Consider the following 26,390-nt stretch of genomic DNA (forward strand, 5'->3'; position numbering starts at 1 on the left):
AATTAAACTTCGTAATGAATTACGTGTTCACCCGTGAGACTTGGTATTCATTTTTTGTCCGAAGACATCAAGAATCCAGTCACCTGAGTGCCCACACAGATTGTCTGATAAATTGTTAAAGAGCAGTTGCGACGCGGCTTTCAGCGCTTCGTCGCGAGGTGGCGTATATTACGCTTTCCTCTTTCAGAGTCAACCCTGAATTTCAGGATTTTTTCTCTTTCGTTACCCGACTATCTCGTGAAGTGATTCACGTTGTCGTGTCAACGGAGGCGCATTATAGGGATCCCAATTTTAAGCACAAGCCTTTTTGCGATCTTTTTTTCTGACTGCTGTTTTTTCATTCTTTTTGCTGCGATCCCGTACGATCTGCGCACTTAATGACGCGTAAAAGGCTTGCAGAAGGCCTTTCTAACGATCAAAGTCTCTATCTCAGCCCGTTTTTGATGAGGTAGCTATGTCAATTGTTTTACGTCCTTATAAGGATCTCTTCCCTAAAATCGGCTTGCGGGTCATGGTTGATAGCAGCAGCGTGGTAATTGGTGATGTCAGAATTGCCGATGATGTAGGCATCTGGCCGCTGGTCGTCATTCGCGGTGATGTGAACTATGTAGAGATCGGTGCCCGCAGCAATATTCAGGACGGTAGCGTTCTGCATGTTACGCATAAATCTTCTTATAACCCCGAGGGAAACCCACTCATCATCGGCGAGGATGTCACCATTGGGCATAAAGTGATGCTACACGGCTGCTCCATTGGCGATCGCGTGCTGGTTGGAATGGGCTCTATTTTGCTGGATGGCGCGGTTATTGAAGACGACGTCATGATCGGCGCCGGCAGCCTGGTGCCGCAAAACAAGCGGCTGGAGAGCGGATACTTGTATCTGGGAAGCCCGGTAAAACAGATCCGCCCCCTGAAGAAAGCGGAAATAGAAGGATTAAAGTACTCGGCGAACAACTATGTGAAATGGAAAGATGAGTATCTGGATCAGGATAACCAGACAATACCCTGATCATCTTCCTTCTGTTGGCGGATCAATTGTTCCGCCTCTTCCTCCAGATCCCAGCGATAGTCACGAAACGTCGCCAGAAACTGCTCCGGCGTTTCAACGCCGAAACGTTGCTTTAGGGCATCACCTTTAATGGCGCATATCATCTGCATTCCATTAACCAGTGCCGGAAAGCAGACAGCCTGCATTGAGGGATCCCACTCTTCGCGATCCGGAAACTGGATAGCCTGATTCATTTCGCCAGCTCCTGCTTCAGCGTCTGAATGACTGGTTCAACATCCGGCAACACGCCGTGCCACAGCAATACCGCATGTGCAGCCTGCCCCACCAGCATACCCAAACCATCTGCGCACTGTTTTGCACCCAAGTTTATACTCCAGTCCAGAAACGGTGTGTTCCCTTTTTGGTAGAACATGTCGTAGCAGTAAAGCCTGGCATGAACGAGCGACGACGGTAATGCCGGGATATCCCCACCAATCCCGCTGGAAGTTGCATTGATGATCAGATCGAATTCATGCCCCTGAAGATCATCCATTTGCACGGCAACGACGCTACCGGTATGAGCAAAAAGCTTCGCCAGCTCTTCCGCCCGTGAAAATGTTCTGTTAGTAATCGTTATCGCACAATCCAGTGATAATAGAGGAAGTAATACGCCGCGCGCCGCACCTCCCGCGCCAACCAACAGGATACGAAATCCCGGGCGGATAAAGCCCAGCCGTTGTAAATCGCTGAGCAGACCTATGCCATCGGTGTTATCTCCCACCAAACGCCCATCATCAAGGCGCTTTAATGTATTTACTGCACCAGCCAGCGCTGCACGTTCTGTCAGTTCATCGGCTCGGGCAAATGCCTCTTCTTTAAAGGGAACCGTAACGTTTGCGCCTTTACCACCAGCAGCAAAGAAGGCATCCAGCGTATTCACAAAGTCATTTATTGGCGCAAGCACGCGCCCATAGGGATGGTCGATGCCAAGCTGAAGAGCAAACTGTTGATGGATAAAGGGCGACTTACTATGAGCAATAGGGTTACCGAAGACTGCGTAGGATTCCATACTATTATCCCTGGCGAAAAAGTTCGCCGGTGAGGGCATCACGAATTTCCGAAGGGTTCTGCCGGCCACCCGTTGGCGCATCAATCACCGGAAAGTCGGCACCAAATTGTTCGATAACCTCTTGCGCTGTTCTGCAAGGCGGCAGCCCGGATAAATTGGCACTTGTTGAAACCAGCGGTTTACCGTAAGCCGTGCAAAGTGCAATGACCATAGGATGATCGGTGACACGTACAGCCAGCGAGTCAAAACGCCCGGTTAACCAGCGCGGTGTGGTTGGTTTTGCCGGAAACACAAAGGTTACCGGGCCAGGCCAGCATTTGAAGACGGCCTTGCGTTGTTCGTCCGTCAGCATGCTGTCATCAATATAGGGTTTCAGTTGATCAAAGTTGGCAGCAATCAGGATTAAGCCTTTATCAACCGGACGCTGCTTCAGTTCAAGCAGGCGATAGACGGCAGTTTCACTGTCCGGGTCGCAACCGACACCAAAAACAGCTTCAGTTGGATAAGCGATGACTTCTTCTTTATTCAGAACCCCGATCGCCGAAGCGACAGGATCTGTTGGCAGGTTATTCTTCACGAGTTTGTTCCGCCGTTACCGGCTGTCCACATTGTTTACTGGCGCAGAAGCGTTTTACACCTTGCGCGGTTTTCTTTTCGATAAGCAGCGGGTAGTGGCATGCAGGACATTCACCCGCCACCGGCTTGAAATTGATAACGAACTGACAATCAGGGTAGCGATCGCAGGAATAGAAGGTTTTGCCGTATCGGGAACGGCGCTGCACCAGATGGCCGCTCTGACACTGCGGGCAGGTAATGGCGGTATCGTCAGGCTTATCAATCAGCTCGGTATGTTCACACTCCGGATACTGACTACAACCGATAAACATACCAAAACGCCCTTGCCGTAATACCATTGGCGCACCACAATCCGGACACAGATGCCCATCCAGAACTTTAACAATATGTCCATCCGCCTGGCTCTTCAGGGGACGAACATAATCGCATTCCGGATAATGGGAACATCCGAGAAACGGGCCGTGTTTCCCGGAACGGATAACAAGTTCAGCCCCGCATTGTGGGCAGGGCTCGTTGTTGCGCACCGAAAACAGTGCTGATTTGGCCATAACGACTCTTGAAGCTGCAAAAATGATTAGTGCAGCATACCTTCATTCACTTCAAAGAGTAATTCTTCCATTTGCTGGTATGCGTTTTCACACCCTGGAATATTGAAGAGTACCATCAGGATGACCCATTTAAGGTCTTCCAGGTCGAACTCTGCCGTATCCAGCGCCAGCACACGTTCTATCACCATTTCTCGGGTTTCGAGGTTTAGCACCTGAATCTGCTCAAGGAACAACAAAAATCCCCGGCAACTGGCATCCAGCCTTTCGCACTCTTCAGCCGTATAGATACGCACGGAGAGTGGATCAGAAGCAAGCTGCATCGGTTCGGCGAGGCCTTCCTGATAATCAGCCAGCTTTTCCAGCCACAAAAGAGCGTTGTAGATATCTTCACGATCAAATCCGGCGTCGGTAAGATCCCGTTCCAGTTTGTCTTGATCCACACGCATTTCAGCTTCGTTATGGATGTAAGTCTCAAACAAGTACATTAGTACGTCGAACATGGCTTGCCCTCCTCAATCGGACATAGCCGCCGGGTACAGCTGCGATCCATCCTGCTAACTCCAGTTCAAGCAATTGAGCAGCTGTGACTGGCACAGGTTGGCCGGCACGTTCAGCGACGACGTCAACAGGTGTTACCTCATCTCCTACGTTAGCCAGGAGCTCAGGAAATGGCAATGCCACCTCTTCTTGATCTGAAGAATAAAATGAATTTCCACCTGGTTCAGGTAGCCAGCTTAGCCCATATTGCAAACTTTCGAGGATCTCATCGGCAGATGTCACCAAAGTTGCCCCTTGTTTGATCAACCAATGCGGCCCCTCGCTACCGGGACTACCAATTGGGCCGGGCAGCGCAAAAACCTCACGGCCTTGTTCAAGCGCACTTCGGGCGGTAACGAGCGATCCGCTGCGTAACGCGGCTTCAACAACCAGCACACCACGACTAAGGCCGCTGATAACGCGATTTCGTCGAGGAAAATGTTCCCGTTTGGGATGCGCCGCAAGGGGAAATTCGGAAACCAGTGCACCACCGCAATCAATAAGCTGGCTGGCAAGCGCTGAGTGTCGCCGGGGATAGAGGCTAAACAGGCCATTTCCCAACACAGCCACGCTTTTGCCTCCAACATTCAACGCGGCCCGGTGAGCAACACTGTCGATCCCCAGAGCCATACCGCTGGTAATGGTGAAACCACTTCGGGCAAGCGCTTCGCAAAACAGACGTCCCCAGCGCTCTCCATACCAGGAATGGGCACGGCTGCCAACAACTGCCAGTTGTTGAGTTTTTAGCGCTGAGACTTCGCCTTTCACCAAAATGGCACCCGGATAATCAGCAATAGCGCGCAGAGGTTCGGGATACGCCTCATCACTGGCGCTGATGAGATGATGGTTTGCCTGACTCAGCCAGTCCAGGCTCCTCTCCAGTTCCTGCGCCGACAAAGAGAAAAAACGCCTGACCTGCGCTGCTGTCAGCCCGAAATGCTCTAGTTCTTCAGGCGTTGCTCCCTTGCTTTGCTCCAGCCATTGCGCTGTACGTAACCATTTATCGCCGCACAGGTCTCCGACCTGTAGTAAACGTAATTCTATCTCTGTGGGTGTCATCCGTTTCCCCTGCCACAAGCCGTCCTGGCAATCCTTGCGATTGGTCACCGATGCTGTCAATCAGTGGGGGTTTTGTCTAGAATAGAGATAATATTCTCACTAACTCCTGAACACGACTCTGGATATTTATGGCAGTTTTGCATGTGTTACATATTCCGGACGAGCGTCTTCGCAAAGTCGCCGAGCCGGTAAAAGAAGTAAATGCGGACATTCAACGTATTGTGGATGATATGTTTGAAACCATGTACGCAGAAGAAGGTATTGGTCTTGCGGCAACGCAGGTTGATATCCATCAGCGCATTATCGTGATTGACGTTTCTGAAAATCGCGATGAACAACTGGTACTGATTAACCCGGAACTGCTGGAAAAAAGCGGTGAAACAGGCATCGAAGAAGGCTGTCTGTCAATTCCGGAACAACGTGCATTAGTACCGCGCGCTGAAAAAGTGAAAATCCGGGCGCTGGATCGTGACGGAAAAACATTCGAACTGGAAGCTGATGGGCTACTGGCTATCTGTATTCAGCACGAGATGGATCATCTGGTAGGTAAACTGTTCATTGATTACCTGTCGCCGATGAAACGTCAGCGCATTCGCCAGAAAGTTGAAAAACTGGATCGCATGAACGCTCGCGCTTAAGCGCAGGCAAAAAGGGATAAACGTGTCAGATTCTCTACGTATTATTTTCGCCGGCACACCTGACTTCGCAGCGCGTCATCTTGACGCGCTGTTGTCTTCTGAGCATAAGGTCGTTGGGGTTTTCACCCAGCCCGATCGTCCCGCCGGCCGCGGTAAAAAACTAATGCCCAGCCCGGTGAAAGTGCTGGCAGAAGAAAAAGGCTTGCCGGTGTTTCAGCCAGCATCTCTGCGCCAACAGGAAAATCAGGAACTGATTGCCGACCTTAACGCCGATGTCATGGTCGTAGTGGCATATGGTTTGATTCTTCCTAAAGCCGTTCTGGATATGCCGCGCAAGGGCTGCATAAACGTGCATGGTTCTCTGCTGCCGCGCTGGCGCGGCGCGGCGCCGATCCAGCGCTCATTATGGGCTGGCGATGAGGAAACCGGCGTCACTATTATGCAAATGGATGTGGGGCTCGATACTGGCGATATGCTATATAAGCTTTCATGCCCTATTACCGCACAAGACACCAGTGCCACGCTGTATGCGAAATTAGCGGAACTTGGCCCGCAGGGGCTGCTTGCGACACTGCAACAGCTTGCTCAGGGCAACGCGCAACCACAGGTGCAGGACGAAGCGCTGGTCACTTACGCAGAGAAACTGAGCAAAGAAGAGGCGCGTATTGACTGGTCGCTCAGCGCCGCGCAGTTGGAACGCTGCATCCGTGCTTTCAACCCGTGGCCAATGAGCTGGTTCATGATTGATGAGCAGCCGGTGAAAATATGGCAAGCCTCGGTGATTCCTTCTGCTACCCGTGCTGAGCCGGGTACGGTTCTGGATGCTTCAAAAGCGGGTATTCAGGTTGCCACCGTTGATGGAATACTGAATCTTGAGTCGCTACAGCCGGCAGGTAAAAAAGCCATGAGCGCGCAGGACCTCCTGAACTCGCGGCGTGAGTGGTTTGTCCCCGGCAACCGCCTGGCGTGATGCGCATTTCCTAGCCCGGTTTTGCCGGGCATTTTTATGTTTGTGGTTATGAAAAAACAGAATAATTTACGCAGTATGGCTGCGCAGGCCATCGAGCAGGTGATAGAACAAGGGCAATCGCTCAGCAATATCCTGCCGCCGCTTCAACAGAAAGTCTCTGACAAAGATAAGGCACTGCTCCAGGAGTTGTGCTTCGGTGTTTTACGTGTGCTGCCGCAACTCGACTGGCTGATCAATAAGCTAATGTCGCGTCCGATGACCGGGAAGCAACGCACGGTACACTATCTGATCATGGTCGGGTTTTATCAGCTTCTACATACCCGAATTCCTGCGCATGCAGCGCTGGCAGAAACGGTAGAAGGTGCGGTTGCTATCAAACGACCGCAACTTAAGGGGCTGATTAATGGCGTGTTGCGTCAGTTTCAGCGTCAGCAAGAGGAGTTACTGGCGGAATTCGCCAGCAGCGATAACCGCTATCTGTTTCCGGCATGGCTGCTAAAACGAGTACAAAAAGCTTATCCGCAGCAATGGCAGCAGGTTATCGAGGCCAGTAATCAACGCCCACCAATGTGGCTGCGCGTGAACCGCCAACACCATACCCGTGACGCCTGGCTGGCATTACTGGAAGAACATGGTTTGCAAGGATTGACTCATGCGGATTACCCGGATGCCGTGCGTCTGGTAGCGGCAGCTCCCGTTACTGCGCTTCCTGGATTTGCAGAAGGCTGGGTCACGGTGCAGGATGCGTCAGCCCAGGGTTGTGTTAACTTCCTCGCTCCGCAAAATGGCGAACGCATTCTCGATCTTTGTGCTGCACCAGGCGGCAAAACAACACATATTCTTGAGGCGGCGCCGGAAGCCAGCGTTCTGGCCGTGGATGTTGACGAACAACGCTTATCCCGCGTTTACGACAACCTGAAACGTCTGGGTATGAAAGCGCAGGTCAAACAGGGAGACGGGCGTTTCCCGTCACAGTGGTGTGGCGATGAAGTCTTTGACCGTATTCTGGTAGATGCTCCTTGTTCTGCGACTGGGGTTATTCGTCGACACCCGGACATCAAGTGGCTGCGTCGCGATCGCGATATCCCTGAGCTGGTACAGTTACAGTCAGAAATTCTGGATGCTATCTGGCCTCATCTAAAATCTGGCGGCACACTGGTATACGCAACCTGTTCGATCCTGCCGGAAGAGAACAGCCAGCAGGTTGCAGCTTTCCTTAAGCGTACGCCAGATGCGCAGCTTAGCTTGACCGGTACGCCGGAACAGCCAGGGTTGCAGAAATTACCGGGAGCGGAAGAAGGCGACGGTTTCTTTTACGCTAAGATAATCAAACAGTGATGAGAACAACGGGTCACAGCAGATGAAAATAATTATTCTGGGTGCAGGGCAGGTTGGCGGCACGCTGGCGGAAAACCTGGTCGGTGAGAATAACGACATTACCGTTGTCGATACCAATGGAGACCGTCTGCGCAGCCTGCAGGACAAGTTTGATCTGCGCGTTGTGCAGGGGCATGGATCGCATCCACGAGTATTACGTGAAGCTGGCGCAGATGATGCCGATATGCTGGTCGCTGTGACAAGTTCAGATGAAACCAATATGGTTGCCTGTCAGGTTGCTTACTCGCTGTTTAATACGCCGAACCGCATTGCACGTATTCGTTCGCCAGACTATGTGCGCGATGCCGATAAACTGTTCCACTCAGAAGCTGTACCGATCGACCATTTAATTGCACCGGAACAGTTGGTTATCGATAGTATTTATCGACTAATCGAGTATCCGGGAGCACTGCAAGTAGTGAATTTCGCCGAGGGGAAAGTCAGTCTTGCCGTAGTTAAAGCCTATTACGGTGGGCCGCTCGTTGGTAATGCATTATCGACGATGCGAGAACATATGCCGCATATTGATACCCGCGTTGCGGCCATATTTCGCCACGACCGCCCTATTCGACCGCAAGGTTCCACCATTGTAGAGGCCGGAGACGAGGTGTTCTTTATTGCCGCATCGCAGCATATTCGCGCAGTAATGAGCGAACTGCAGCGCCTGGAAAAACCGTACAAACGCATCATGCTGGTTGGCGGCGGGAATATAGGCGCAGGTCTGGCACGCCAACTGGAGAAAGATTACAGCGTCAAATTGATCGAACGCGATCAGCAGCGTGCCGCAGAACTGGCAGAAAAACTACAAAACACCATCGTTTTCTATGGGGATGCGTCGGATCAAGAATTGCTGGCCGAAGAACACATCGATCAAGTTGATCTGTTTATTGCCGTCACCAATGATGACGAAGCGAATATTATGTCGGCAATGCTGGCCAAACGTATGGGAGCGAAAAAGGTCATGGTGCTGATCCAGCGCCGCGCTTACGTCGATCTGGTACAGGGCAGCGTAATTGATATTGCGATTTCACCGCAGCAGGCAACTATCTCCGCACTGCTTAGCCACGTACGCAAAGCCGATATTGTCGGTGTATCTTCATTGCGTCGTGGCGTTGCCGAGGCGATCGAAGCTGTCGCGCACGGTGATGAAACGACTTCTCGCGTGGTGGGTCGTGTTATTGATGAGATTAAACTCCCACCCGGAACGATTATTGGCGCGGTAGTACGTGGCAACGATGTGATGATTGCTAATGATAATTTGCGTATTGAGCAGGGCGACCATGTAATTATGTTCTTAACCGATAAAAAATATATTACGGATGTTGAAAGACTCTTCCAGCCAAGCCCTTTCTTCCTTTAATCATCAAAGGATGCGAATATCCGCATCCTTTTTTAATCCCTGTATTAACAAGGGATTAAAAAGTCTGGTTAGTTTTCTCTGCAAATGGAAATTGAACAGTAATTTGTTAAACTTATCCAGACAGCCTGCACATGGAGAAGGATATGAGTATTTTGAAAGAGTTCCGCGAGTTCGCAATGCGCGGCAATGTAGTGGATTTGGCCGTTGGTGTGATCATCGGTGCAGCATTCGGTAAAATCGTATCTTCACTGGTAGCCGATATCATTATGCCGCCACTTGGATTATTAATTGGCGGAATTGATTTCAAACAGTTTGCATTAACGTTGCGAGATGCACAGGGCGATGTGCCCGCTGTTGTAATGCATTACGGCGTGTTTATCCAGAATGTATTTGATTTTATCATCGTTGCTTTTGCCATCTTCCTTGCGATCAAGGTAATTAATAAACTGAAACGCAATCAGGAAGAAGAGCCTAAAGCCCCGCCGGCACCAAGCAAAGAAGAAGTCTTGCTGAGCGAAATCCGCGACCTGCTGAAAGAGCAGAATAACCGTAATTAATTAAGCAGAAACCAGAAGGCCAGTGGTAAATAAGCGATATGCTTGCTTGCCACTGGCCTCCTTATAGCCCCGGTTTGCATGTTTTTCTTTTCGCAGATAACTCCCTTTCCCTTTCTTATTTTTCTCAATACGCTGTCTGAACAGTGGATCATGCAACAATGCCTCGATGGCATTATCATTAATCTGCCCTTTGGTATGTTGATAGCGGCTCATAACTTCTCCAGTTTGTATATTAAAACGGCCGAAGTGTAGATCTCTGCGCAGAGAAGATCAACATGTCGACGAATCAGTCTTACCACTCGCGCCCTGTTCCAGCTCTTCCAGAATGGAACAATAGACGCTGCTGTGCGCGGTACCACAACAGGCATCGTTCAGTTTCTGCAGGGAACGCCGCATCGTCTGGAGTTCATCAATACGTGCCTCCACTTCAGCCAGACGGGTCTGCACAATACTCTTCGACTCCTGGCATGTATGATGTTCAGGATCAATTCGAATCGACAGTAATTCGCGTATCGCTTCTAACGTAAATCCTAACTGGCGCGCATGGCGGATAAATTTTAGACGTTGCAAATCCCGATCCGAATAAAGACGAAAACCGCCTTCCGTCCGTATTTCATGATCCATCATTTGTTGTTTTTCGTAGTAGCGGATGGTATCTGGCGTCACTTCAGCTAGTTTTGCAATTTCACCAATGCGGTACATAGGCTACTCCTCATTCAACTTTTGCAGCAGTTTTGTGGCGTAATCACCACGCAGAAAATCAGTACTTAAACCTGCCTGGCGCAATTTGAGCTCAAGTAAAGATAAGCGACGTTGCAACTCTCGATGCTGTGGATGATTTTCCTGCACGCCATTTAACAAATCAGCCAGCGCGATCGCTTCTCTACGATATTCAAGCTCTGGCGGTAGACAGCCGGCATTCTTCAATAAACGGTATCCAGCTCGAAGCTCCGGAGGAACATGAGAATCATTATCCAGAGTGAGCGGCTCGCCGCTACCGGGAAGGCTGTCGAATTCACCTTTATTTTGGGCGTCAAGAATATGCCGTTCTGCCCACTGATCAAGCAACCACATAATGGGTCTCCAGGGATGAGCAAGAAAGATAAGAACATTGTAGGAAAGTGATAATGCTCAGGATATAAAAAAACCCGCCGAAGCGGGTCTTTTTACGTTACTACAGATTACTCTGCAGCAGCTTCTGCTTTCGGCTCGGCGCGATCAACCAGCTCGATGTAAGCCATCGGAGCATTGTCACCAGCACGGAAGCCACACTTCAGAATGCGAGTGTAACCCCCGGCACGGCTCGCGAAACGCGGGCCCAGCTCGTTAAACAGTTTTGCCACGATCTCGTTATCACGAGTACGGGCGAATGCCAGACGACGATTAGCAACGCTATCAGTCTTGGCAAGAGTAATCAGCGGCTCAACTACGCGACGCAGCTCTTTCGCTTTCGGCAGAGTCGTCTTGATGATCTCATGACGAACCAGAGAACCTGCCATGTTACGGAACATGGCCTGGCGATGGCTGCTGTTGCGGTTCAGTTGACGACCACTCTTACGATGGCGCATGACCTTATCCTTCTCAGTAAAACCTTAACCTGTGATCCGGTTACTCGTCAGCAATGCTTGCCGGCGGCCAGTTTTCCAGGCGCATGCCCAGAGACAGACCACGTGAGGCCAGCACGTCTTTAATCTCAGTAAGAGATTTTTTACCCAGGTTCGGCGTTTTCAGCAACTCAACCTCGGTACGCTGTACCAGATCACCGATATAGTGGATAGCTTCTGCCTTGAGGCAGTTAGCAGAGCGGACAGTCAATTCCAGATCGTCAACAGGGCGCAGCAGGATCGGATCGAATTCTGGTTTCTCTTCTTTAACTTCCGGCTGACGTACATCACGTAAATCAACGAAAGCTTCCAGTTGTTCTGCCAGGATGGTTGCCGCACGACGAATCGCCTCTTCAGGATCGATTGTGCCATTGGTTTCCATTTCGATGACCAGCTTGTCCAGGTCGGTGCGCTGTTCAACACGTGCTGCTTCAACATTGTAGGCAATTCGCTCTACAGGGCTGTAGCACGCATCAACCAGTAAACGGCCGATCGGGCGCTCATCTTCTTCCGAATGAATTCGGGCAGACGCCGGCACATAACCACGACCGCGCTGAACTTTGATACGCATATTGATAGATGCGTTTTCATCGGTCAGGTGGCAGATCACATGCTGCGGCTTGACGATTTCGACATCACCGTCGTGGGTAATGTCGGCTGCGGTCACAGGGCCAATGCCAGATTTATTCAGAGTAAGAATAACATCATCTTTACCCTGAACTCTCACCGCCAGCCCTTTCAGGTTGAGCAGGATTTCAAGGATATCTTCCTGAACGCCTTCTTTGGTGCTGTACTCATGAAGTACACCATCAATCTCAACCTCAGTCACCGCGCAACCCGGCATCGATGAGAGCAGAATACGGCGCAGTGCGTTACCCAGAGTATGGCCAAAGCCACGCTCTAAAGGCTCAAGGGTCACCTTGGCGTGCGTCGAACTCACTTGCTCGATATCTACCAGGCGCGGTTTTAGAAACTCTGTCACAGAACCCTGCATTGTGTCCTCTCTTTGGTACTAAGCTTTACTTGGAGTAAAGCTCGACGATCAGGTGTTCGTTAATGTCCGCAGACAGATCAGAACGCTCCGGCTTACGCTTGAACGTACCTTCCATCTTGCCAGCATCAACTTCCAGCCAGGTTGGCTTTTCACGCTGCTCAGCCAGCTCCAGAGCGGCTTTCACGCGAGACTGCTTTTTCGCTTTCTCACGAATGCTAACCACGTCATTCGGACTAACCTGATAAGAAGCGATGTTAACAACACGACCGTTTACCATGATTGCTTTGTGGCTAACCAGCTGACGTGCTTCTGCACGAGTGGCGCCAAAGCCCATACGGTATACAACGTTGTCCAGACGACCTTCCAGCAGACCCAGCAGGTTTTCACCAGTGTTGCCTTTCAGACGTGCTGCTTCTTTGTAGTAGTTACGGAACTGACGCTCCAGCACACCGTAGATACGGCGAACTTTTTGCTTTTCACGCAACTGCACACCATAGTCAGACAGACGCGGTTTACGCGCACCGTGCTGGCCAGGAGCTTGTTCAATTTTACACTTGGTATCGATCGCGCGAACGCCAGACTTAAGGAACAGGTCTGTGCCCTCACGACGGCTCAGCTTGAGCTTAGGACCCAAATATCTTGCCATTTTCTTTCTCCAACAATCCTAGAAAACGAGCGCGTTATACGCGACGTTTTTTCGGCGGACGACAACCGTTGTGAGGGATCGGAGTCACATCAGTAATATTAGTGATGCGGAAACCAGCGGCGTTCAGAGCACGAATAGTAGATTCGCGACCCGGACCCGGTCCCTTAACCATAACTTCCAGATTCTTGATGCCGTATTCTTTTACGGCTTCAGCGCAACGCTCTGCTGCAACCTGAGCTGCAAACGGAGTGGATTTGCGAGAACCACGGAAACCGGAACCACCGGCTGTTGCCCAACCCAGCGCGTTACCCTGACGATCAGTAATAGTAACGATGGTGTTGTTGAAAGAAGCATGGATATGAGCCACGCCGTCAGAGACTTGTTTTCTTACACGTTTACGTGCACGAATTGGTGCCTTTGCCATTATTCAATCACCCCGATTATTTCTTGATCGGTTTGCGCGGACCCTTACGGGTACGTGCGTTGGTCTTGGTACGCTGACCGCGAACCGGGAGACCACGACGATGACGCAAACCGCGATAGCAACCAAGATCCATCAGGCGCTTGATGCTCATGCTAATTTCACGGCGCAGATCACCTTCAACGACAAATTTGGCAACTTCGTCACGCAGCGTGTCGATTTGTTCTTCAGACAGCTCACTGATCTTAACATTTTCAGCGATGCCCGCAGCCGCCAGAATGGCCTGGGAGCGGGTTTTACCGACGCCATAGATCGAAGTTAATGCGATCACAGCATGTTTCTGATCAGGAATGTTAATGCCTGCTATACGGGCCACTATGCACTCCTATAATTTTACTTGTACGTACCATGCTGAAAAGCCCGTTTTCAGGATACTCAAATGGAAACGTACAGACATACAAAAGATTGGCTGGCTAATCTAGCCAGCTCAACCCAACTTTGCAAGAAAAATATGCGAAATAATCAGCCTTGGCGCTGTTTATGCTTCGGCTCGGCACTGCAAATCACACGGATGACGCCATCACGTTTAACGATTTTGCAGTTACGGCATAATTTCTTGACGGAAGCACGAACTTTCATTTTTACTCTCCGTAACTTCTCGGGCGACCATTAACGACCGTAGCCTTTCAGGTTCGCCTTCTTCAATGCAGACTCATATTGACTGGACATCATCAGAGTTTGCACTTGAGCCATAAAGTCCATAATCACGACAACAACGATAAGCAGAGAAGTCCCACCGAAGTAGAACGGCACTTTCATTGCATCACGCATGAACTCCGGGATCAGGCAGATAAAAGTAATATACAACGCACCAACCAGAGTCAGACGAGTCATTACTTTATCGATATACTTCGCCGTTTGCTCTCCCGGACGAATTCCTGGTACGAATGCACCAGACTTCTTCAGGTTATCTGCTGTTTCACGCGGGTTGAAAACCAACGCCGTGTAGAAGAAACAGAAGAAGATGATTGCAGACGCATAGAGTAACACATAAAGCGGTTGTCCAGGCTGCAAATACAGCGAAATTGTTGTCAGCCAGTTCCAACCAGTACCGCCCCCGAACCATGATGCAATAGTCGCAGGGAACAGAATAATACTGGAAGCAAAAATAGCCGGGATTACCCCTGCCATATTTACTTTCAGCGGCAAATGTGTGCTCTGAGCAGCATAGACACGACGACCTTGCTGACGTTTCGCGTAGTTTACCACAATGCGGCGTTGACCACGCTCAACGAAAACAACAAAGAACGTCACTGCGAATACTAATACTGCAACCAACAGCAACAGAAGGAAGTGCAGGTCGCCTTGACGCGCTTGCTCGATAGTATGGGCAATGGCTGGCGGAAGACCCGCCACAATACCGGCGAAAATAATGATCGAGATACCGTTACCGATACCACGTTCAGTAATTTGTTCGCCGAGCCACATCAGGAACATAGTTCCTGTAACCAGACTTACAACAGCGGTGAAGTAGAATGCAAAGCCCGGATTCATTACCAGGCCCTGCATTCCGGGCATATTCGGCAAACCGGTAGCAATACCGATCGATTGGAATATAGCCAACACCAGGGTACCGTAGCGGGTGTACTGGCTAATCTTACGACGACCAGATTCCCCTTCTTTCTTTAACTCCGCCAGGGCCGGGTGAACGACCGTTAGCAGTTGGATAATAATGGACGCCGAAATATACGGCATAATACCCAGAGCAAAGATAGAAGCACGACTGAGAGCACCACCAGAGAACATGTTAAACATTTCAATGATGGTGCCTCGCTGTTGTTCAAGCAGTTTGGCAAGTACAGCGGCATCAATACCAGGGATCGGAATAAAAGAGCCAATACGGAACACAATCAGCGCACCGATAACAAACAGCAGTCTGCGTTTCAGTTCGCCAATTCCACCTTTGGCACTTTGGAAATCTAACCCCGGTTGTTTAGCCATCTGCTACTTATTCCTCAATTTTACCGCCAGCAGCTTCGATAGCAGCACGAGCGCCTTTAGTAACACGCAGGCCACGAACAGTTACCGGACGAGCTACTTCACCAGCCAGGATCACTTTCGCGAACTCGATCTGGATGCCGATAATGTTAGCTGCTTTCAGCGTGTTCAGGTCTACTACGTCGCCTTCTACTTTCGCCAGATCGGACAGACGAATCTCTGCCGTGATCATTGCTTTACGAGAAGTGAAACCGAATTTCGGCAGACGACGATACAGTGGCATCTGGCCACCCTCGAAACCGCGACGTACGCCACCGCCAGAACGAGATTTCTGACCTTTGTGACCACGACCACCGGTTTTACCGAGGCCAGAACCGATACCACGACCCAGGCGTTTACCCGCCTTTTTGGAGCCTTCGGCCGGAGACAGAGTATTTAAACGCATCTCTTACTCCTCAACTTTAACCATGAAGGAAACCGCGTTGACCATACCACGAACCGCAGGAGTATCCTCACGTTCTACAGTATGACCAATACGACGCAGACCCAGGCCAAGCAGCGTTGCCTTGTGTTTCGGCAGACGACCGATTGCACTGCGGGTTTGAGTGATTTTAATAGTCTTTGCCATGGTCAATTACCCCAGAATTTCTTCAACGGATTTACCACGCTTGGCAGCGACCATTTCCGGAGATTTCATATTTTCCAGGCCATCAATAGTTGCACGAACCACGTTGATCGGGTTGGTGGAACCATATGCTTTAGCCAGAACGTTATGAACCCCAGCGACTTCCAGAACGGCGCGCATTGCACCACCGGCAATAATACCGGTACCTTCGGAAGCCGGCTGCATGAATACACGAGAACCCGTGTGAGTACCCTTAACCGGGTGCTGCAGGGTGCCGTGGTTCAGCGCGACGTTAATCATATTGCGACGGGCTTTTTCCATCGCTTTCTGGATCGCTGCCGGAACTTCGCGGGCTTTACCGTAACCAAAACCAACGCGACCGTTACCATCACCAACAACAGTCAGAGCTGTGAAGGAGAAAATACGACCACCTTTAACGGTTTTAGATACGCGGTTTACCGCGATCAGCTTTTCCTGCAGTTCGCCAGCTTGTTTTTCGATGTGAGCCATCTTACACCTCTACCTTAGAACTGAAGGCCAGCTTCACGGGCAGCATCTGCCAGTGCCTGGACGCGACCATGATATTGGAACCCGGAACGGTCAAAGGACACATCTTTAATGCCTTTTTCCAGAGCGCGTTCAGCTACAGCTTTACCCACAGCTGCGGCCGCGTCTTTGTTACCGGTGTACTTCAGTTGTTCAGCGATAGCTTTTTCTACAGTAGAAGCAGCTACCAGAACTTCAGAACCATTCGATGCGATTACCTGGGCGTAAATATGACGCGGGGTACGATGTACCACCAGGCGGGTCGCACCAAGCTCTTTGAGCTTGCGGCGTGCGCGGGTCGCACGACGGATACGAGCAGATTTCTTATCCATAGTGTTACCTTACTTCTTCTTAGCCTCTTTGGTACGCACGACTTCGTCGGCGTAACGAACACCCTTGCCTTTATAAGGCTCAGGACGACGGTAGGCGCGCAGATCTGCTGCTACCTGGCCGATCATCTGCTTATCAGCGCCTTTCAGCACGATTTCAGTCTGAGTCGGACATTCAGCAGTGATACCGGCCGGCAACTGATGGTCTACAGGATGAGAGAAACCCAGTGCCAGGTTTACTACGTTCCCTTTGACCGCTGCACGATAACCTACACCAACCAGCTGCAGCTTCTTAGTGAAGCCTTCGGTAACACCGATAACCATTGCGTTCAGCAGGGCACGCGCGGTACCAGCCTGAGCCCAACCATCCACGTAACCAGCACGCGGACCGAAGGTCAGAGCATTGTCTGCATGATTAACTTCAACAGCATCGTTCAGGGTACGAGTCAGCTCGCCGTTTTTACCTTTGATCGTGATAACCTGACCGTTGATTTTTACATCAACGCCGGCAGGAATAACGACCGGTGCTTTAGCAACACGAGACATTTTTTCCTCCGATTAGGCTACGTAGCAGATAATTTCGCCACCAAGACCAGCCTGGCGCGCTGCACGATCAGTCATAACACCTTTAGAGGTAGAAACAACTGCGATACCCATACCACCCATAACTTTCGGCAGCTCATCTTTTTTCTTATAGATGCGCAGACCTGGGCGGCTGATACGCTGAATGCTTTCTACCACAGCTTTACCCTGGAAGTACTTGAGAGTCAGTTCCAGTTCCGGCTTGATGTCGCCTTCAATTTTAAAATCTTCAATAAAACCTTCTTCCTTCAGCACGTTGGCAATTGCCACTTTCAGCCTGGAGGAAGGCATGGTGACCGCAGCTTTGTTCGCGGCCTGACCGTTACGGATACGGGTCAGCATATCCGCGATCGGATCTTGCATGCTCATCTGTCTTTACTCCCGTGATTCAATTGGTGACAATTACCAGCTAGCCTTTTTCAGACCCGGGATTTCACCGCGCATAGCGGATTCACGGACCTTAATACGGCTCAACCCGAACTTCCGCAGGAAACCATGCGGACGACCAGTTTGACGGCAGCGGTTACGCTGACGAGACGGGCTGGAATCACGCGGCAGACTCTGCAGCTTGAGAACAGCATTCCAACGATCTTCGTCGGAAGCGTTCACATCAGAAATGATCGCTTTCAGTTCAGCGCGTTTCGCGAAGTATTTTTCAGCTAAAGCTACGCGTTTAACTTCGCGTGCTTTCATTGATTGCTTAGCCATGAAGTAACCCTACCTTACTTGCGGAACGGGAAGTCAAAGGCAGCCAGCAGAGCACGGCCTTCTTCATCAGATTTCGCAGTAGTGGTAATGGTAATATCCAAACCACGCACGCGGTCGACTTTATCGTAGTCGATCTCTGGGAAGATGATCTGCTCACGGACACCCATGCTGTAATTACCACGACCGTCAAAAGACTTAGCGGACAAGCCACGGAAGTCACGGATACGCGGTACAGCAATAGTGATCAGGCGCTCAAAGAACTCCCACATGCGTTCGCCACGCAGAGTCACTTTACAGCCGATCGGATAGCCCTGACGGATTTTGAAGCCCGCAACAGATTTGCGCGCTTTGGTGATCAACGGTTTTTGACCGGAGATAGCTGCCAGATCAGCTGCTGCGTTATCCAGCAGTTTCTTGTCAGCGATCGCTTCACCAACACCCATATTCAGGGTGATCTTCTCGACCCGAGGGACTTGCATGACAGAATTGTAGTTAAACTCAGTCATGAGTTTCTTAACTACTTCGTCTTTGTAGTAATCATGCAGTTTCGCCATCGTACTACTCCAAATTACTTGATAGTTTCGCTGTTAGACTTGAAGAAACGGACTTTTTTACCGTCTTCGAATCTAAAGCCTACACGGTCAGCCTTGCCGGTTGCCGCATTGAAGATTGCAACGTTAGAAACCTGAATTGCAGCTTCTTTTTCAACGATGCCACCCGGTTGATTCAGGGCCGGAACCGGCTTCTGATGTTTCTTAACCAGGTTGATACCTTCAACAATGATCTTGCCGGAAGACAGGACATTTTTTACTTTACCGCGCTTACCTTTATCTTTACCGGTTAACACGATAACTTCGTCATCACGACGGATTTTAGCTGCCATGATTCGCTCCTTAGAGTACTTCTGGTGCCAGAGAGATGATTTTCATAAACTTCTCAGAACGAAGTTCACGAGTAACCGGCCCAAAAATACGCGTACCGATAGGCTGCTCGCTGTTGTTGTTCAGAAGAACACAAGCATTGCCATCGAAGCGAACGACAGAACCGTCAGGGCGACGAACACCCTTCTTGGTGCGCACCACTACCGCCTTCAGCACATCACCTTTTTTGACCTTACCACGCGGAATTGCTTCCTTAATGGTGATCTTGATGATGTCGCCTACGCCTGCGTAGCGACGGTGCGAGCCACCCAGAACCTTGATACACATTACGCGACGTGCACCGGAGTTGTCGGCGACGTTCAGCATAGTCTGTTCTTGGATCATTTCAGTGCTCCGCTAATGTCAACTACTACTGAAGACCCTAAAATCAGGGTCGTTAAAAAGCCCCATATCGAGGGCGCAGCATTATAACACCGGATCTCGGATATGGGTAGAAAAAATAAACGGCTCATCGCTGAGCCGTTTATTCGTTTGAGAACGCGTACTGTATTACAGAACCGCTTTCTCTACAACGCGAACCAGCGTCCAGGACTTGGTCTTGGACAGCGGACGGCATTCGCGGATTTCAACCACGTCGCCAGTGTCGCATTCGTTGTTCTCGTCATGTACGTGCAGTTTAGTCGTACGTTTGATGAATTTACCGTAGATCGGGTGTTTCACGAAACGCTCGATAGCTACAACAATGGATTTCTCCATTTTGTCGCTAACAACACGACCTTGCAGAGTACGGATTTTATCGGTCATTACGCACCCGCCTTCTCAGTCAGTAAAGTCTTAACGCGTGCGACATCACGACGCACTTGCTTCAACAGGTGAGTCTGTTGCAGCTGGCCACTTGCAGCCTGCATACGCAGGTTGAACTGCTCGCGCAGCAGGTTAAGCAGCTCGGTGTTCAGCTCTTCAACGCTCTTTTCACGCAGCTCTTTTGCTTTCATTACATCACCGTCTTAGTTACAAAGGTGGTTTTAATCGGCAGTTTTGCTGCTGCCAGCTCGAAGGCTTCACGGGCCAGCTCTTCCGGAACGCCGTCCATTTCATACAGGACTTTACCCGGCTGAATCAAGGCAACCCAATACTCCACGTTACCTTTACCTTTACCCATACGAACTTCCAGCGGCTTCTCGGTGATCGGTTTGTCCGGGAATACACGGATCCAGATCTTACCCTGACGCTTAACAGCACGAGTCATAGCACGACGTGCTGCTTCGATCTGACGAGCGGTCAGACGACCACGGCCAACAGCTTTCAGACCGTAAGTGCCGAAGCTCACATCCGTGCCCTGCGCGAGACCACGGTTGCGGCCTTTGTGCACTTTACGGAATTTTGTACGCTTTGGTTGTAACATCAGCGACGCTCCTTATTTACGGCCTTTACGCTGCTGCTTTTTAGGTTGAGCAGCCGGTTTTTCCGGTTGTTCAACTGCAGCCATACCACCAAGGATCTCACCTTTGAAGATCCACACTTTTACGCCGATTACACCGTAAGTGGTGTGCGCTTCGGAGGTGTTGTAGTCGATGTCAGCACGCAGAGTGTGCAGCGGAACGCGACCTTCACGATACCATTCGGTACGTGCGATCTCAGCGCCGCCCAGACGGCCGCTAACTTCAACTTTGATACCTTTAGCGCCCAGACGCATTGCGTTCTGTACAGCACGCTTCATAGCACGACGGAACATAACACGACGTTCCAGCTGAGAAGTGATGCTGTCAGCAACCAATTTTGCGTCCAGTTCAGGCTTACGAACTTCGGCGATATTGATCTGAGCAGGAACGCCAGCGATATCCGCTACGACCTTGCGCAGTTTTTCAACGTCTTCACCTTTTTTACCGATAACGATACCCGGGCGAGCAGTGTGAATGGTTACACGGATGCTCTTAGCCGGACGCTCGATAACGATACGAGATACAGACGCTTTAGCCAGTTCCTTAGTCAGGTACTGACGTACTTTAAAATCGCTGTCCAGGTTGTCAGCGAATTCTTTGGTGTTCGCAAACCAGGTAGAGTTCCATGGTTTTACAATACCCAGGCGAATACCATTAGGATGTACTTTCTGACCCATTGCTAGTCTCCAGAGTCTCAGCGATCGGACACAACCACAGTAATGTGGCTGGTGCGCTTCAGGATGCGATCTGCACGACCTTTTGCACGCGGCATAACACGCTTCATGCTCGGGCCTTCGTCTACGAAAATTTTCGCAACTTTCAGATCGTCAATGTCAGCGCCATCGTTGTGTTCAGCGTTAGCAATGGCAGATTCCAGAACCTTCTTGACCAGTACAGCCGCTTTCTTGTTGGTGTAGGTCAGAATATCCAGGGCCTGCGACACTTTCTTACCGCGAATCAGGTCAGCAACAAGGCGAACCTTCTGAGCAGAAGAACGAGCATGGCGATGTTGAGCTAAAGTTTCCATCTCTTCCTCCTACCTTATTTCTTCTTCGCTTTTTTATCAGCAGCATGGCCGCGATAAGTACGAGTCGGTGCGAATTCACCCAGTTTGTGACCGACCATTTCGTCGGAAACAAATACCGGAACGTGCTGACGACCATTATGGACAGCGATGGTCAAACCGATCATGTTAGGAAAGATCGTTGAACGACGGGACCAAGTGCGCAGGGGCTTCTTGTCTCCGCTTTCCACCGCTTTCTCTACCTTCTTCAGCAAGTGCAGGTCAATAAAAGGACCTTTCTTGAGAGAACGTGGCATGGCTTATCCTCTAAAATTATTTGCTACGGCGACGTACGATGAATTTATCAGTACGCTTGTTGCTGCGGGTCTTCTTACCTTTGGTCTGAACGCCCCACGGAGTTACCGGGTGCTTACCAAAGTTACGACCTTCACCACCACCATGTGGGTGGTCTACTGGGTTCATCGCAGTACCGCGAACGGTCGGACGAACACCACGCCAGCGTGCAGCACCTGCTTTACCCAGAACGCGCAGCATATGCTCAGCATTGCCAACTTCGCCCAGAGTAGCGCGGCACTCAGCTTCAACTTTACGCATTTCACCAGAACGCAGACGCAGGGTGACATAAGCACCATCACGTGCAACGATCTGAACGTAAGTACCAGCAGAACGTGCCAGCTGACCGCCTTTACCTGGTTTCATTTCTACGTTATGAACGGTAGAACCAACCGGGATATTGCGCATCGGCAGGGTGTTACCCGCTTTGATTGCAGCATCAACGCCAGACTGAATCTGGTCGCCAGCTTTCAGGCCTTTAGGGGCCAGGATGTAACGGCGTTCGCCATCTTTGTACAGAACCAGCGCGATGTTCGCGGAACGGTTCGGATCGTACTCAAGACGTTCAACAACTGCCGGGATACCATCTTTGTTGCGTTTGAAGTCAACAATACGGTAAGCCTGCTTGTGGCCACCACCGATATGACGAGTGGTGATACGGCCATTGTTGTTACGACCACCGGATTTGCTGTTTTTTTCCAGCAACGGAGCAAAAGGTTTGCCCTTGTGCAGCTCAGGGTTAACCACTTTAACTACGTGGCGACGACCCGGAGATGTCGGTTTACATTTAACAACTGCCATTGTATTACTCCTCCGACTTACTCAGCGCCGCCAACGAAGTCCAGATTCTGGCCTTCTTTCAGGGTGACGTAAGCTTTTTTCCAGTCGCTACGACGACCGATACGCTGTCCGTGACGTTTAACTTTCCCTTTAACTACCAGGGTGTTAACGACTTCGACTTCGACTTCAAACAGTTTCTGCACAGCAGCTTTAATTTCTGCTTTGGTCGCGTCTTTAGCAACTTTGAGAACGATGGTGTTAGTTTTTTCCATCGCAGTAGACGCTTTTTCAGAAACGTGCGGTGCACGCAGCACCTTCAGCAGACGTTCTTCACGAATCATGCCAGCATCTCCTCAACTTGCTTAACAGCATCAGCAGTCATTACGACTTTGTCGAAGGCGATCAGGCTAACCGGGTCGATACCAGTCGCGTCGCGAACGTCAACCTTGTGCAGGTTGCGCGCGGCCAGGAACAGGTTCTCGTCCAGCTCACCGGTGATGATCAGCACATCTTCCAGAGCCATGTCTTTCAGTTTCTGAGCCAGCAGCTTGGTTTTCGGTGCTTCAACAGAGAACTGCTCGACAACGATCAGACGATCCTGACGTACCAGTTCGGACAGGATGCTTTTCAGCGCGCCGCGGTACATCTTTTTGTTAACTTTTTGACTGTGGTCCTGCGGACGCGCAGCGAAGGTCACGCCACCAGAACGCCAGATCGGGCTCTTGATAGAACCGGAACGAGCGCGGCCGGTGCCTTTCTGGCGCCACGGTTTTTTACCGGAACCAGTTACTTCAGCACGGGTCTTCTGAGCACGAGTACCCTGACGAGCACCGGCTGCATAAGCCACAACAACCTGGTGTACCAGCGCTTCGTTGAAGTCACGACCGAAGGTAGTTTCGGAAACAGTCAGCGCGCTCTGCGCGTCTTTCAATACTAATTCCATTGCTATCTCCTCACGCCTTCACAGCTGGTTTAACGATCAGGTCGCTACCGGTTGCACCCGGGACAGCACCTTTAACCAGCAGCAGGTTGCGCTCAGCGTCAACACGTACTACGTCCAGGCTCTGAACGGTTACACGCTCATTACCCAGCTGACCTGCCATTTTCTTGCCCTTGAACACTTTGCCCGGAGTCTGGTTCTGACCGATAGAACCCGGAACGCGGTGAGACAGGGAGTTACCGTGGGTAGCGTCCTGGGTACGGAAGTTCCAGCGCTTAACGGTACCTGCGAAACCTTTACCTTTAGAGGTGCCAGTTACGTCAACTTTTTTAACTTCAGCAAACAGCTCAACGCTAATTGCCTGACCTACGGTGAACTCTTCGCCATCAGCAAGACGGAATTCCCACAGGCCGCGGCCAGCTTCTACGCCAGCTTTAGCAAAATGGCCAGCTTCCGGCTTGGTTACACGGTTAGCTTTTTTAGCACCGGTGGTAACCTGGATAGCGCGGTAGCCGTCGTTAGCCAGATCTTTAACCTGAGTAACGCGGTTTGCTTCAACTTCGATTACGGTTACTGGGATAGATACGCCATCTTCAGTGAAGATGCGGGTCATGCCCACTTTTTTACCGACTAAACCAATCATTGTTTCAACCTCTCAATCGCTCGATGACCTGATTAACCCAGGCTGATCTGCACGTCTACACCGGCAGCCAGGTCCAGACGCATCAGAGCATCAACGGTTTTCTCGGTTGGCTCAACGATGTCAACCAGACGCTTGTGAGTGCGAATTTCGTACTGATCGCGCGCGTCTTTGTTAACGTGCGGGGAGATCAGAACGGTAAAGCGCTCTTTGCGGGTCGGCAGCGGGATCGGACCACGGACTTGCGCACCAGTGCGCTTGGCAGTCTCGACGATTTCCGCGGTTGATTGATCGATCAGACGATGATCAAACGCTTTCAGGCGGATACGGATTCTTTGGTTCTGCATGAGACCAGAGCTCCAATTATTTATAGACGAAAATAATTACTCCTCACACCCATTACGATTGATGGGGGAGTGTAATCGTTCATAACATAGCCCCCCGATTGGGAGCATTGTTAGCAGCTAAAAAACACTGCTGGGGTTCAGATTGAACCCGCCGTCAATTACGACAAGCCCGCGCATTATACGTAAATCTGGGCTGGACGCAAGTGCCGTTTAGAAAATAAGCAACATTGCGCGCAAGTCCACAGCAGGAATGTCATTGCAATCAATCAGGTGATATTTCTAAGAGTCTTCTCGTAATTTTGCAGAAATACATTATGCAATCAGCCCCTCCTTCGCCACTCTCCAGGTACGACATCATTCTTTACTTGAGGCGAAATGCTCTTTATTTACTTATTCCTGAACTTGCTACTCGTCTGGCATGACATTCGTAGTGGACTCCTCCCTGACCGTTTTACCTGCCCTTTATTGTGGACAGGACTTTGCTGGCACAGTCTTTTCCATGTGTCTTTTTTGCCATATGCCGTATGGGGAGCAATCGCCGGCTATTCTGTTTTTGCTGCTGTCTATTGGGGTTATCGCTTGTGGCGTGGTCGGGAAGGAATGGGATATGGCGATGTAAAATACCTTTCTGCGCTGGGGGCCTGGCATGGTTGGGAAAGTTTGCCCACGCTGATTGTCATTGCATCTTTGTTGGCCTGTTGCGTCGCAGGAATCAGATGCATCTGCGCTCATAACTGGCAGTCATTAAAAAACCCGCTGCCGTTAGGTCCATTTCTGGCGGCTGCGGGTCTGCTGGCTGGATACCCAACACTGATATCGTTTTAATCTTCAACTTTGATTTGCGATTGCAGGTAGTTTTGAATTCCAATTTTCGCAATCAGATCGAGCTCTGTTTCGAGCCAGTCAATATGGTGCTCTTCTTCGGCGAGAATATTGATCATCATATCGCGGCTGACATAATCATGAACACTATCAGCATAGGCAATGGCTTCGCGCAGATCTTTTGCGCCTTCCAGTTCCAGCCTGAGGTCAGATTGCAGCATCTCTTCGACATCTTCACCTATTCCGAGCTTGCCCAAGTCCTGCAGGTTCGGTAATCCTTCAAGAAACAAAATACGCTCAATGTACTGATCAGCGTGTTTCATTTCATCAATGGATTCGTGGTATTCAACGTCGTTGAGGCGCGTCAGCCCCCAGTTTTTGAACATTCTCGCATGGAGAAAGTATTGGTTTATTGCGACAAGCTCATTTCCCAATAATTTATTGAGATAATTTATGATTTTAACATCACCTTTCATTATGTAGTCCCTCCGCTTCCACTTATTGAAGCGTAGATGCGCCTACAAGGATGTCAAAAAAAGATAGCGCCTTAAGCGATCTCTTTATATTCCGGCATCTGTGTAAGTTCGTTCTGCATAATCTCTCTTGCCGCGCGAACACACTTACCGCATTGATTTCCCACCGGAACAAATTTGCGAAGCTGCTGAAATGATTGGGGGTGAAACTGGCGAACTGCCTGACGAATTTTTTTATCACTCACACCATTACACAAACAAACGTACATGATCACTCCCGTTCAATTTATGCACAAAAGTGTAAATGAGAATAGTTACGATTACAATAGCACAACTGTAAAGCCCTCGTCAGAAGCGCAGGGAGAATTACATAGAAATATGTCCGCAATTAATTTTTAGCAGACAGCAAAAAGGGCGCCGGAGCGCCCTTTTTCATTCAAAGCCAGATAATTAGCTGAGAACTTTTGCCACAACGCCCGCGCCAACGGTACGGCCGCCTTCACGGATTGCGAAACGCAGACCATCGTCCATCGCAATCGGGTGAATCAGGGTAACAACCATTTTGATGTTGTCGCC

46 protein-coding genes and 1 pseudogene are annotated in these 26,390 nt (G+C 50.3%); 7 read left to right on the forward strand and 40 right to left on the reverse strand.

Going from position 1 to position 26,390, the window contains the following annotated elements; translation table 11 throughout:
* Positions 1-454: 454 nt before the first annotated feature.
* Entirely contained in the window at positions 455-1,009 is a 555-nt protein-coding gene (locus CWM66_RS27460; RefSeq protein WP_107147731.1) for a gamma carbonic anhydrase family protein, read from the forward strand.
* Here CWM66_RS27460 and CWM66_RS27465 read toward each other — a convergent pair.
* The 6 genes from CWM66_RS27465 to dprA are packed head-to-tail and all read right to left on the reverse strand — an operon-like array spanning position 985 to position 4,777.
* Complete coding sequence (locus tag CWM66_RS27465; protein ID WP_035890474.1) at positions 985-1,242, reverse strand: DUF1488 domain-containing protein; 258 nt, start codon at positions 1,240-1,242, stop codon at positions 985-987. The genes CWM66_RS27460 and CWM66_RS27465 overlap by 25 nt on opposite strands.
* Complete coding sequence (gene aroE / locus CWM66_RS27470; RefSeq protein ID WP_035890473.1) at positions 1,239-2,057, reverse strand: shikimate dehydrogenase; 819 nt, start codon at positions 2,055-2,057, stop codon at positions 1,239-1,241. Before aroE ends, CWM66_RS27465 begins: the two co-directional genes overlap by 4 nt.
* 4 nt (positions 2,058-2,061) lie before the next feature.
* A complete protein-coding gene (gene tsaC / locus CWM66_RS27475; protein ID WP_007369837.1) occupies positions 2,062-2,634 on the reverse strand; it encodes an L-threonylcarbamoyladenylate synthase type 1 TsaC in 573 nt (190 codons plus the stop codon).
* The gene (locus CWM66_RS27480) at positions 2,624-3,181 is read right to left on the reverse strand and encodes a type I DNA topoisomerase (protein ID WP_007369836.1); all 558 of its coding nucleotides are present in this window, start codon (positions 3,179-3,181) and stop codon (positions 2,624-2,626) included. Before CWM66_RS27480 ends, tsaC begins: the two co-directional genes overlap by 11 nt.
* Positions 3,182-3,207: 26 nt before the next feature.
* Positions 3,208-3,681, reverse strand: coding sequence for a DUF494 family protein Smg (smg, locus tag CWM66_RS27485; RefSeq protein ID WP_007369835.1), 474 nt, complete (start codon positions 3,679-3,681; stop codon positions 3,208-3,210).
* A complete protein-coding gene (gene dprA / locus CWM66_RS27490) occupies positions 3,653-4,777 on the reverse strand; it encodes a DNA-protecting protein DprA (RefSeq protein WP_107147732.1) in 1,125 nt (374 codons plus the stop codon). The genes smg and dprA overlap by 29 nt, the downstream gene beginning before the upstream one ends.
* Positions 4,778-4,905: 128 nt before the next feature.
* Between dprA and def the strand changes: the two genes are divergently transcribed.
* The 5 genes from def to mscL all read left to right on the forward strand — a co-directional run bounded on the left by def (position 4,906) and on the right by mscL (position 9,679).
* A complete protein-coding gene (def, locus tag CWM66_RS27495; RefSeq protein ID WP_007369833.1) occupies positions 4,906-5,415 on the forward strand; it encodes a peptide deformylase in 510 nt (169 codons plus the stop codon).
* 22 nt (positions 5,416-5,437) lie between these two features.
* On the forward strand, positions 5,438-6,385 hold the full coding sequence (gene fmt, locus CWM66_RS27500) for a methionyl-tRNA formyltransferase (RefSeq protein WP_107147733.1): 948 nt from the start codon (positions 5,438-5,440) through the stop codon (positions 6,383-6,385).
* Between the two features lie 48 nt (positions 6,386-6,433).
* A complete protein-coding gene (gene rsmB, locus CWM66_RS27505) occupies positions 6,434-7,723 on the forward strand; it encodes a 16S rRNA (cytosine(967)-C(5))-methyltransferase RsmB (protein ID WP_035890475.1) in 1,290 nt (429 codons plus the stop codon).
* 22 nt (positions 7,724-7,745) lie between these two features.
* On the forward strand, positions 7,746-9,122 hold the full coding sequence (trkA, locus tag CWM66_RS27510; protein ID WP_007369830.1) for a Trk system potassium transporter TrkA: 1,377 nt from the start codon (positions 7,746-7,748) through the stop codon (positions 9,120-9,122).
* Positions 9,123-9,265: 143 nt separating this feature from the next.
* Complete coding sequence (gene mscL, locus CWM66_RS27515; protein ID WP_035890470.1) at positions 9,266-9,679, forward strand: large-conductance mechanosensitive channel protein MscL; 414 nt, start codon at positions 9,266-9,268, stop codon at positions 9,677-9,679.
* Here mscL and CWM66_RS27520 read toward each other — a convergent pair whose 3' ends face one another.
* The 31 genes from CWM66_RS27520 to rpsJ all read right to left on the reverse strand — a co-directional run bounded on the left by CWM66_RS27520 (position 9,680) and on the right by rpsJ (position 24,519).
* Entirely contained in the window at positions 9,680-9,892 is a 213-nt protein-coding gene (locus CWM66_RS27520; RefSeq protein ID WP_007369828.1) for an alternative ribosome-rescue factor A, read from the reverse strand.
* A gap of 57 nt (positions 9,893-9,949) precedes the next feature.
* Positions 9,950-10,381 (reverse strand): Zn(2+)-responsive transcriptional regulator, encoded by a 432-nt coding sequence (gene zntR / locus CWM66_RS27525; RefSeq protein ID WP_007369827.1) that lies wholly within the window; start codon positions 10,379-10,381, stop codon positions 9,950-9,952.
* Positions 10,382-10,384: 3 nt separating this feature from the next.
* Positions 10,385-10,753 (reverse strand): DUF1992 domain-containing protein, encoded by a 369-nt coding sequence (locus CWM66_RS27530; RefSeq protein WP_107147734.1) that lies wholly within the window; start codon positions 10,751-10,753, stop codon positions 10,385-10,387.
* Positions 10,754-10,860: 107 nt separating this feature from the next.
* Positions 10,861-11,247 (reverse strand): 50S ribosomal protein L17, encoded by a 387-nt coding sequence (gene rplQ, locus CWM66_RS27535; protein ID WP_002919206.1) that lies wholly within the window; start codon positions 11,245-11,247, stop codon positions 10,861-10,863.
* 40 nt (positions 11,248-11,287) lie between these two features.
* Entirely contained in the window at positions 11,288-12,277 is a 990-nt protein-coding gene (rpoA, locus tag CWM66_RS27540) for a DNA-directed RNA polymerase subunit alpha (protein ID WP_007369825.1), read from the reverse strand.
* Between the two features lie 25 nt (positions 12,278-12,302).
* The gene (gene rpsD, locus CWM66_RS27545; RefSeq protein ID WP_003031138.1) at positions 12,303-12,923 is read right to left on the reverse strand and encodes a 30S ribosomal protein S4; all 621 of its coding nucleotides are present in this window, start codon (positions 12,921-12,923) and stop codon (positions 12,303-12,305) included.
* A gap of 34 nt (positions 12,924-12,957) precedes the next feature.
* Entirely contained in the window at positions 12,958-13,347 is a 390-nt protein-coding gene (rpsK, locus tag CWM66_RS27550; RefSeq protein WP_002919257.1) for a 30S ribosomal protein S11, read from the reverse strand.
* Between the two features lie 16 nt (positions 13,348-13,363).
* Entirely contained in the window at positions 13,364-13,720 is a 357-nt protein-coding gene (rpsM, locus tag CWM66_RS27555) for a 30S ribosomal protein S13 (protein WP_007369824.1), read from the reverse strand.
* A gap of 146 nt (positions 13,721-13,866) precedes the next feature.
* Positions 13,867-13,983: a 50S ribosomal protein L36 gene (rpmJ, locus tag CWM66_RS27560; protein ID WP_000868187.1), complete on the reverse strand. Its 117-nt coding sequence runs from the start codon at positions 13,981-13,983 to the stop codon at positions 13,867-13,869.
* A gap of 30 nt (positions 13,984-14,013) precedes the next feature.
* The gene (secY, locus tag CWM66_RS27565) at positions 14,014-15,345 is read right to left on the reverse strand and encodes a preprotein translocase subunit SecY (protein WP_007369823.1); all 1,332 of its coding nucleotides are present in this window, start codon (positions 15,343-15,345) and stop codon (positions 14,014-14,016) included.
* A gap of 7 nt (positions 15,346-15,352) precedes the next feature.
* Positions 15,353-15,787 carry a 50S ribosomal protein L15 gene (gene rplO, locus CWM66_RS27570; RefSeq protein ID WP_007369822.1) on the reverse strand — a complete coding sequence of 145 codons (435 nt, stop codon included), beginning with the start codon at positions 15,785-15,787 and terminating at the stop codon, positions 15,353-15,355.
* A 3-nt stretch (positions 15,788-15,790) separates the two neighbouring features.
* The gene (gene rpmD, locus CWM66_RS27575; protein WP_001140434.1) at positions 15,791-15,970 is read right to left on the reverse strand and encodes a 50S ribosomal protein L30; all 180 of its coding nucleotides are present in this window, start codon (positions 15,968-15,970) and stop codon (positions 15,791-15,793) included.
* A 6-nt stretch (positions 15,971-15,976) separates the two neighbouring features.
* The gene (gene rpsE / locus CWM66_RS27580; protein ID WP_007369821.1) at positions 15,977-16,477 is read right to left on the reverse strand and encodes a 30S ribosomal protein S5; all 501 of its coding nucleotides are present in this window, start codon (positions 16,475-16,477) and stop codon (positions 15,977-15,979) included.
* A gap of 14 nt (positions 16,478-16,491) precedes the next feature.
* Complete coding sequence (rplR, locus tag CWM66_RS27585) at positions 16,492-16,845, reverse strand: 50S ribosomal protein L18 (protein ID WP_007369820.1); 354 nt, start codon at positions 16,843-16,845, stop codon at positions 16,492-16,494.
* Between the two features lie 9 nt (positions 16,846-16,854).
* Positions 16,855-17,388: a 50S ribosomal protein L6 gene (gene rplF, locus CWM66_RS27590; protein ID WP_007369819.1), complete on the reverse strand. Its 534-nt coding sequence runs from the start codon at positions 17,386-17,388 to the stop codon at positions 16,855-16,857.
* Positions 17,389-17,400: 12 nt separating this feature from the next.
* Positions 17,401-17,793, reverse strand: coding sequence for a 30S ribosomal protein S8 (gene rpsH, locus CWM66_RS27595; protein WP_007369818.1), 393 nt, complete (start codon positions 17,791-17,793; stop codon positions 17,401-17,403).
* A 33-nt stretch (positions 17,794-17,826) separates the two neighbouring features.
* Positions 17,827-18,132, reverse strand: a complete 306-nt coding sequence (rpsN, locus tag CWM66_RS27600) for a 30S ribosomal protein S14 (RefSeq protein ID WP_007369817.1) — start codon at positions 18,130-18,132, stop codon at positions 17,827-17,829.
* Positions 18,133-18,146: 14 nt separating this feature from the next.
* A complete protein-coding gene (gene rplE, locus CWM66_RS27605; protein ID WP_001096200.1) occupies positions 18,147-18,686 on the reverse strand; it encodes a 50S ribosomal protein L5 in 540 nt (179 codons plus the stop codon).
* A gap of 14 nt (positions 18,687-18,700) precedes the next feature.
* Positions 18,701-19,015 (reverse strand): 50S ribosomal protein L24, encoded by a 315-nt coding sequence (gene rplX / locus CWM66_RS27610; protein ID WP_007369816.1) that lies wholly within the window; start codon positions 19,013-19,015, stop codon positions 18,701-18,703.
* A gap of 10 nt (positions 19,016-19,025) precedes the next feature.
* Positions 19,026-19,397: a 50S ribosomal protein L14 gene (gene rplN / locus CWM66_RS27615; protein WP_004388611.1), complete on the reverse strand. Its 372-nt coding sequence runs from the start codon at positions 19,395-19,397 to the stop codon at positions 19,026-19,028.
* A 165-nt stretch (positions 19,398-19,562) separates the two neighbouring features.
* Positions 19,563-19,817 carry a 30S ribosomal protein S17 gene (rpsQ, locus tag CWM66_RS27620; RefSeq protein ID WP_107147735.1) on the reverse strand — a complete coding sequence of 85 codons (255 nt, stop codon included), beginning with the start codon at positions 19,815-19,817 and terminating at the stop codon, positions 19,563-19,565.
* Positions 19,817-20,008, reverse strand: a complete 192-nt coding sequence (gene rpmC, locus CWM66_RS27625) for a 50S ribosomal protein L29 (protein ID WP_004388609.1) — start codon at positions 20,006-20,008, stop codon at positions 19,817-19,819. Before rpmC ends, rpsQ begins: the two co-directional genes overlap by 1 nt.
* On the reverse strand, positions 20,008-20,418 hold the full coding sequence (gene rplP / locus CWM66_RS27630) for a 50S ribosomal protein L16 (RefSeq protein WP_007369814.1): 411 nt from the start codon (positions 20,416-20,418) through the stop codon (positions 20,008-20,010). The genes rpmC and rplP overlap by 1 nt, the downstream gene beginning before the upstream one ends.
* Before the next feature lie 12 nt (positions 20,419-20,430).
* Positions 20,431-21,132 (reverse strand): 30S ribosomal protein S3, encoded by a 702-nt coding sequence (gene rpsC, locus CWM66_RS27635; RefSeq protein WP_000529945.1) that lies wholly within the window; start codon positions 21,130-21,132, stop codon positions 20,431-20,433.
* Between the two features lie 17 nt (positions 21,133-21,149).
* Positions 21,150-21,482 (reverse strand): 50S ribosomal protein L22, encoded by a 333-nt coding sequence (rplV, locus tag CWM66_RS27640; protein WP_007369813.1) that lies wholly within the window; start codon positions 21,480-21,482, stop codon positions 21,150-21,152.
* 14 nt (positions 21,483-21,496) lie between these two features.
* Positions 21,497-21,775: a 30S ribosomal protein S19 gene (gene rpsS / locus CWM66_RS27645; RefSeq protein ID WP_001138115.1), complete on the reverse strand. Its 279-nt coding sequence runs from the start codon at positions 21,773-21,775 to the stop codon at positions 21,497-21,499.
* A 16-nt stretch (positions 21,776-21,791) separates the two neighbouring features.
* Complete coding sequence (gene rplB / locus CWM66_RS27650) at positions 21,792-22,613, reverse strand: 50S ribosomal protein L2 (RefSeq protein ID WP_007369812.1); 822 nt, start codon at positions 22,611-22,613, stop codon at positions 21,792-21,794.
* A gap of 17 nt (positions 22,614-22,630) precedes the next feature.
* Positions 22,631-22,933, reverse strand: coding sequence for a 50S ribosomal protein L23 (rplW, locus tag CWM66_RS27655; protein ID WP_000617546.1), 303 nt, complete (start codon positions 22,931-22,933; stop codon positions 22,631-22,633).
* Entirely contained in the window at positions 22,930-23,535 is a 606-nt protein-coding gene (gene rplD, locus CWM66_RS27660; RefSeq protein ID WP_007369811.1) for a 50S ribosomal protein L4, read from the reverse strand. The genes rplW and rplD overlap by 4 nt, the downstream gene beginning before the upstream one ends.
* Before the next feature lie 10 nt (positions 23,536-23,545).
* Positions 23,546-24,175, reverse strand: coding sequence for a 50S ribosomal protein L3 (rplC, locus tag CWM66_RS27665; RefSeq protein WP_007369810.1), 630 nt, complete (start codon positions 24,173-24,175; stop codon positions 23,546-23,548).
* Positions 24,176-24,207: 32 nt separating this feature from the next.
* The gene (gene rpsJ / locus CWM66_RS27670; RefSeq protein WP_001181005.1) at positions 24,208-24,519 is read right to left on the reverse strand and encodes a 30S ribosomal protein S10; all 312 of its coding nucleotides are present in this window, start codon (positions 24,517-24,519) and stop codon (positions 24,208-24,210) included.
* 375 nt (positions 24,520-24,894) lie between these two features.
* Here rpsJ and CWM66_RS27675 point away from each other — a divergent pair, with 375 nt between their 5' ends.
* Positions 24,895-25,344 carry an A24 family peptidase gene (locus CWM66_RS27675; protein WP_079517282.1) on the forward strand — a complete coding sequence of 150 codons (450 nt, stop codon included), beginning with the start codon at positions 24,895-24,897 and terminating at the stop codon, positions 25,342-25,344.
* On the opposite strand, the gene bfr is transcribed toward CWM66_RS27675, so the two are convergent.
* The 3 genes and pseudogenes from bfr to tuf all read right to left on the reverse strand — a co-directional run.
* The gene (bfr, locus tag CWM66_RS27680) at positions 25,341-25,817 is read right to left on the reverse strand and encodes a bacterioferritin (protein ID WP_007369807.1); all 477 of its coding nucleotides are present in this window, start codon (positions 25,815-25,817) and stop codon (positions 25,341-25,343) included. The genes CWM66_RS27675 and bfr overlap by 4 nt on opposite strands.
* Positions 25,818-25,888: 71 nt before the next feature.
* Positions 25,889-26,083, reverse strand: coding sequence for a bacterioferritin-associated ferredoxin (bfd, locus tag CWM66_RS27685; protein WP_007369806.1), 195 nt, complete (start codon positions 26,081-26,083; stop codon positions 25,889-25,891).
* A gap of 181 nt (positions 26,084-26,264) precedes the next feature.
* Positions 26,265-26,390 (reverse strand): annotated as a pseudogene (gene tuf, locus CWM66_RS27695) (elongation factor Tu); the annotation flags it as partial.

Origin of the sequence: Kosakonia sp. H7A (assembly GCF_003028445.1) — a bacterium.
Lineage (GTDB): Bacteria > Pseudomonadota > Gammaproteobacteria > Enterobacterales > Enterobacteriaceae > Kosakonia > Kosakonia radicincitans.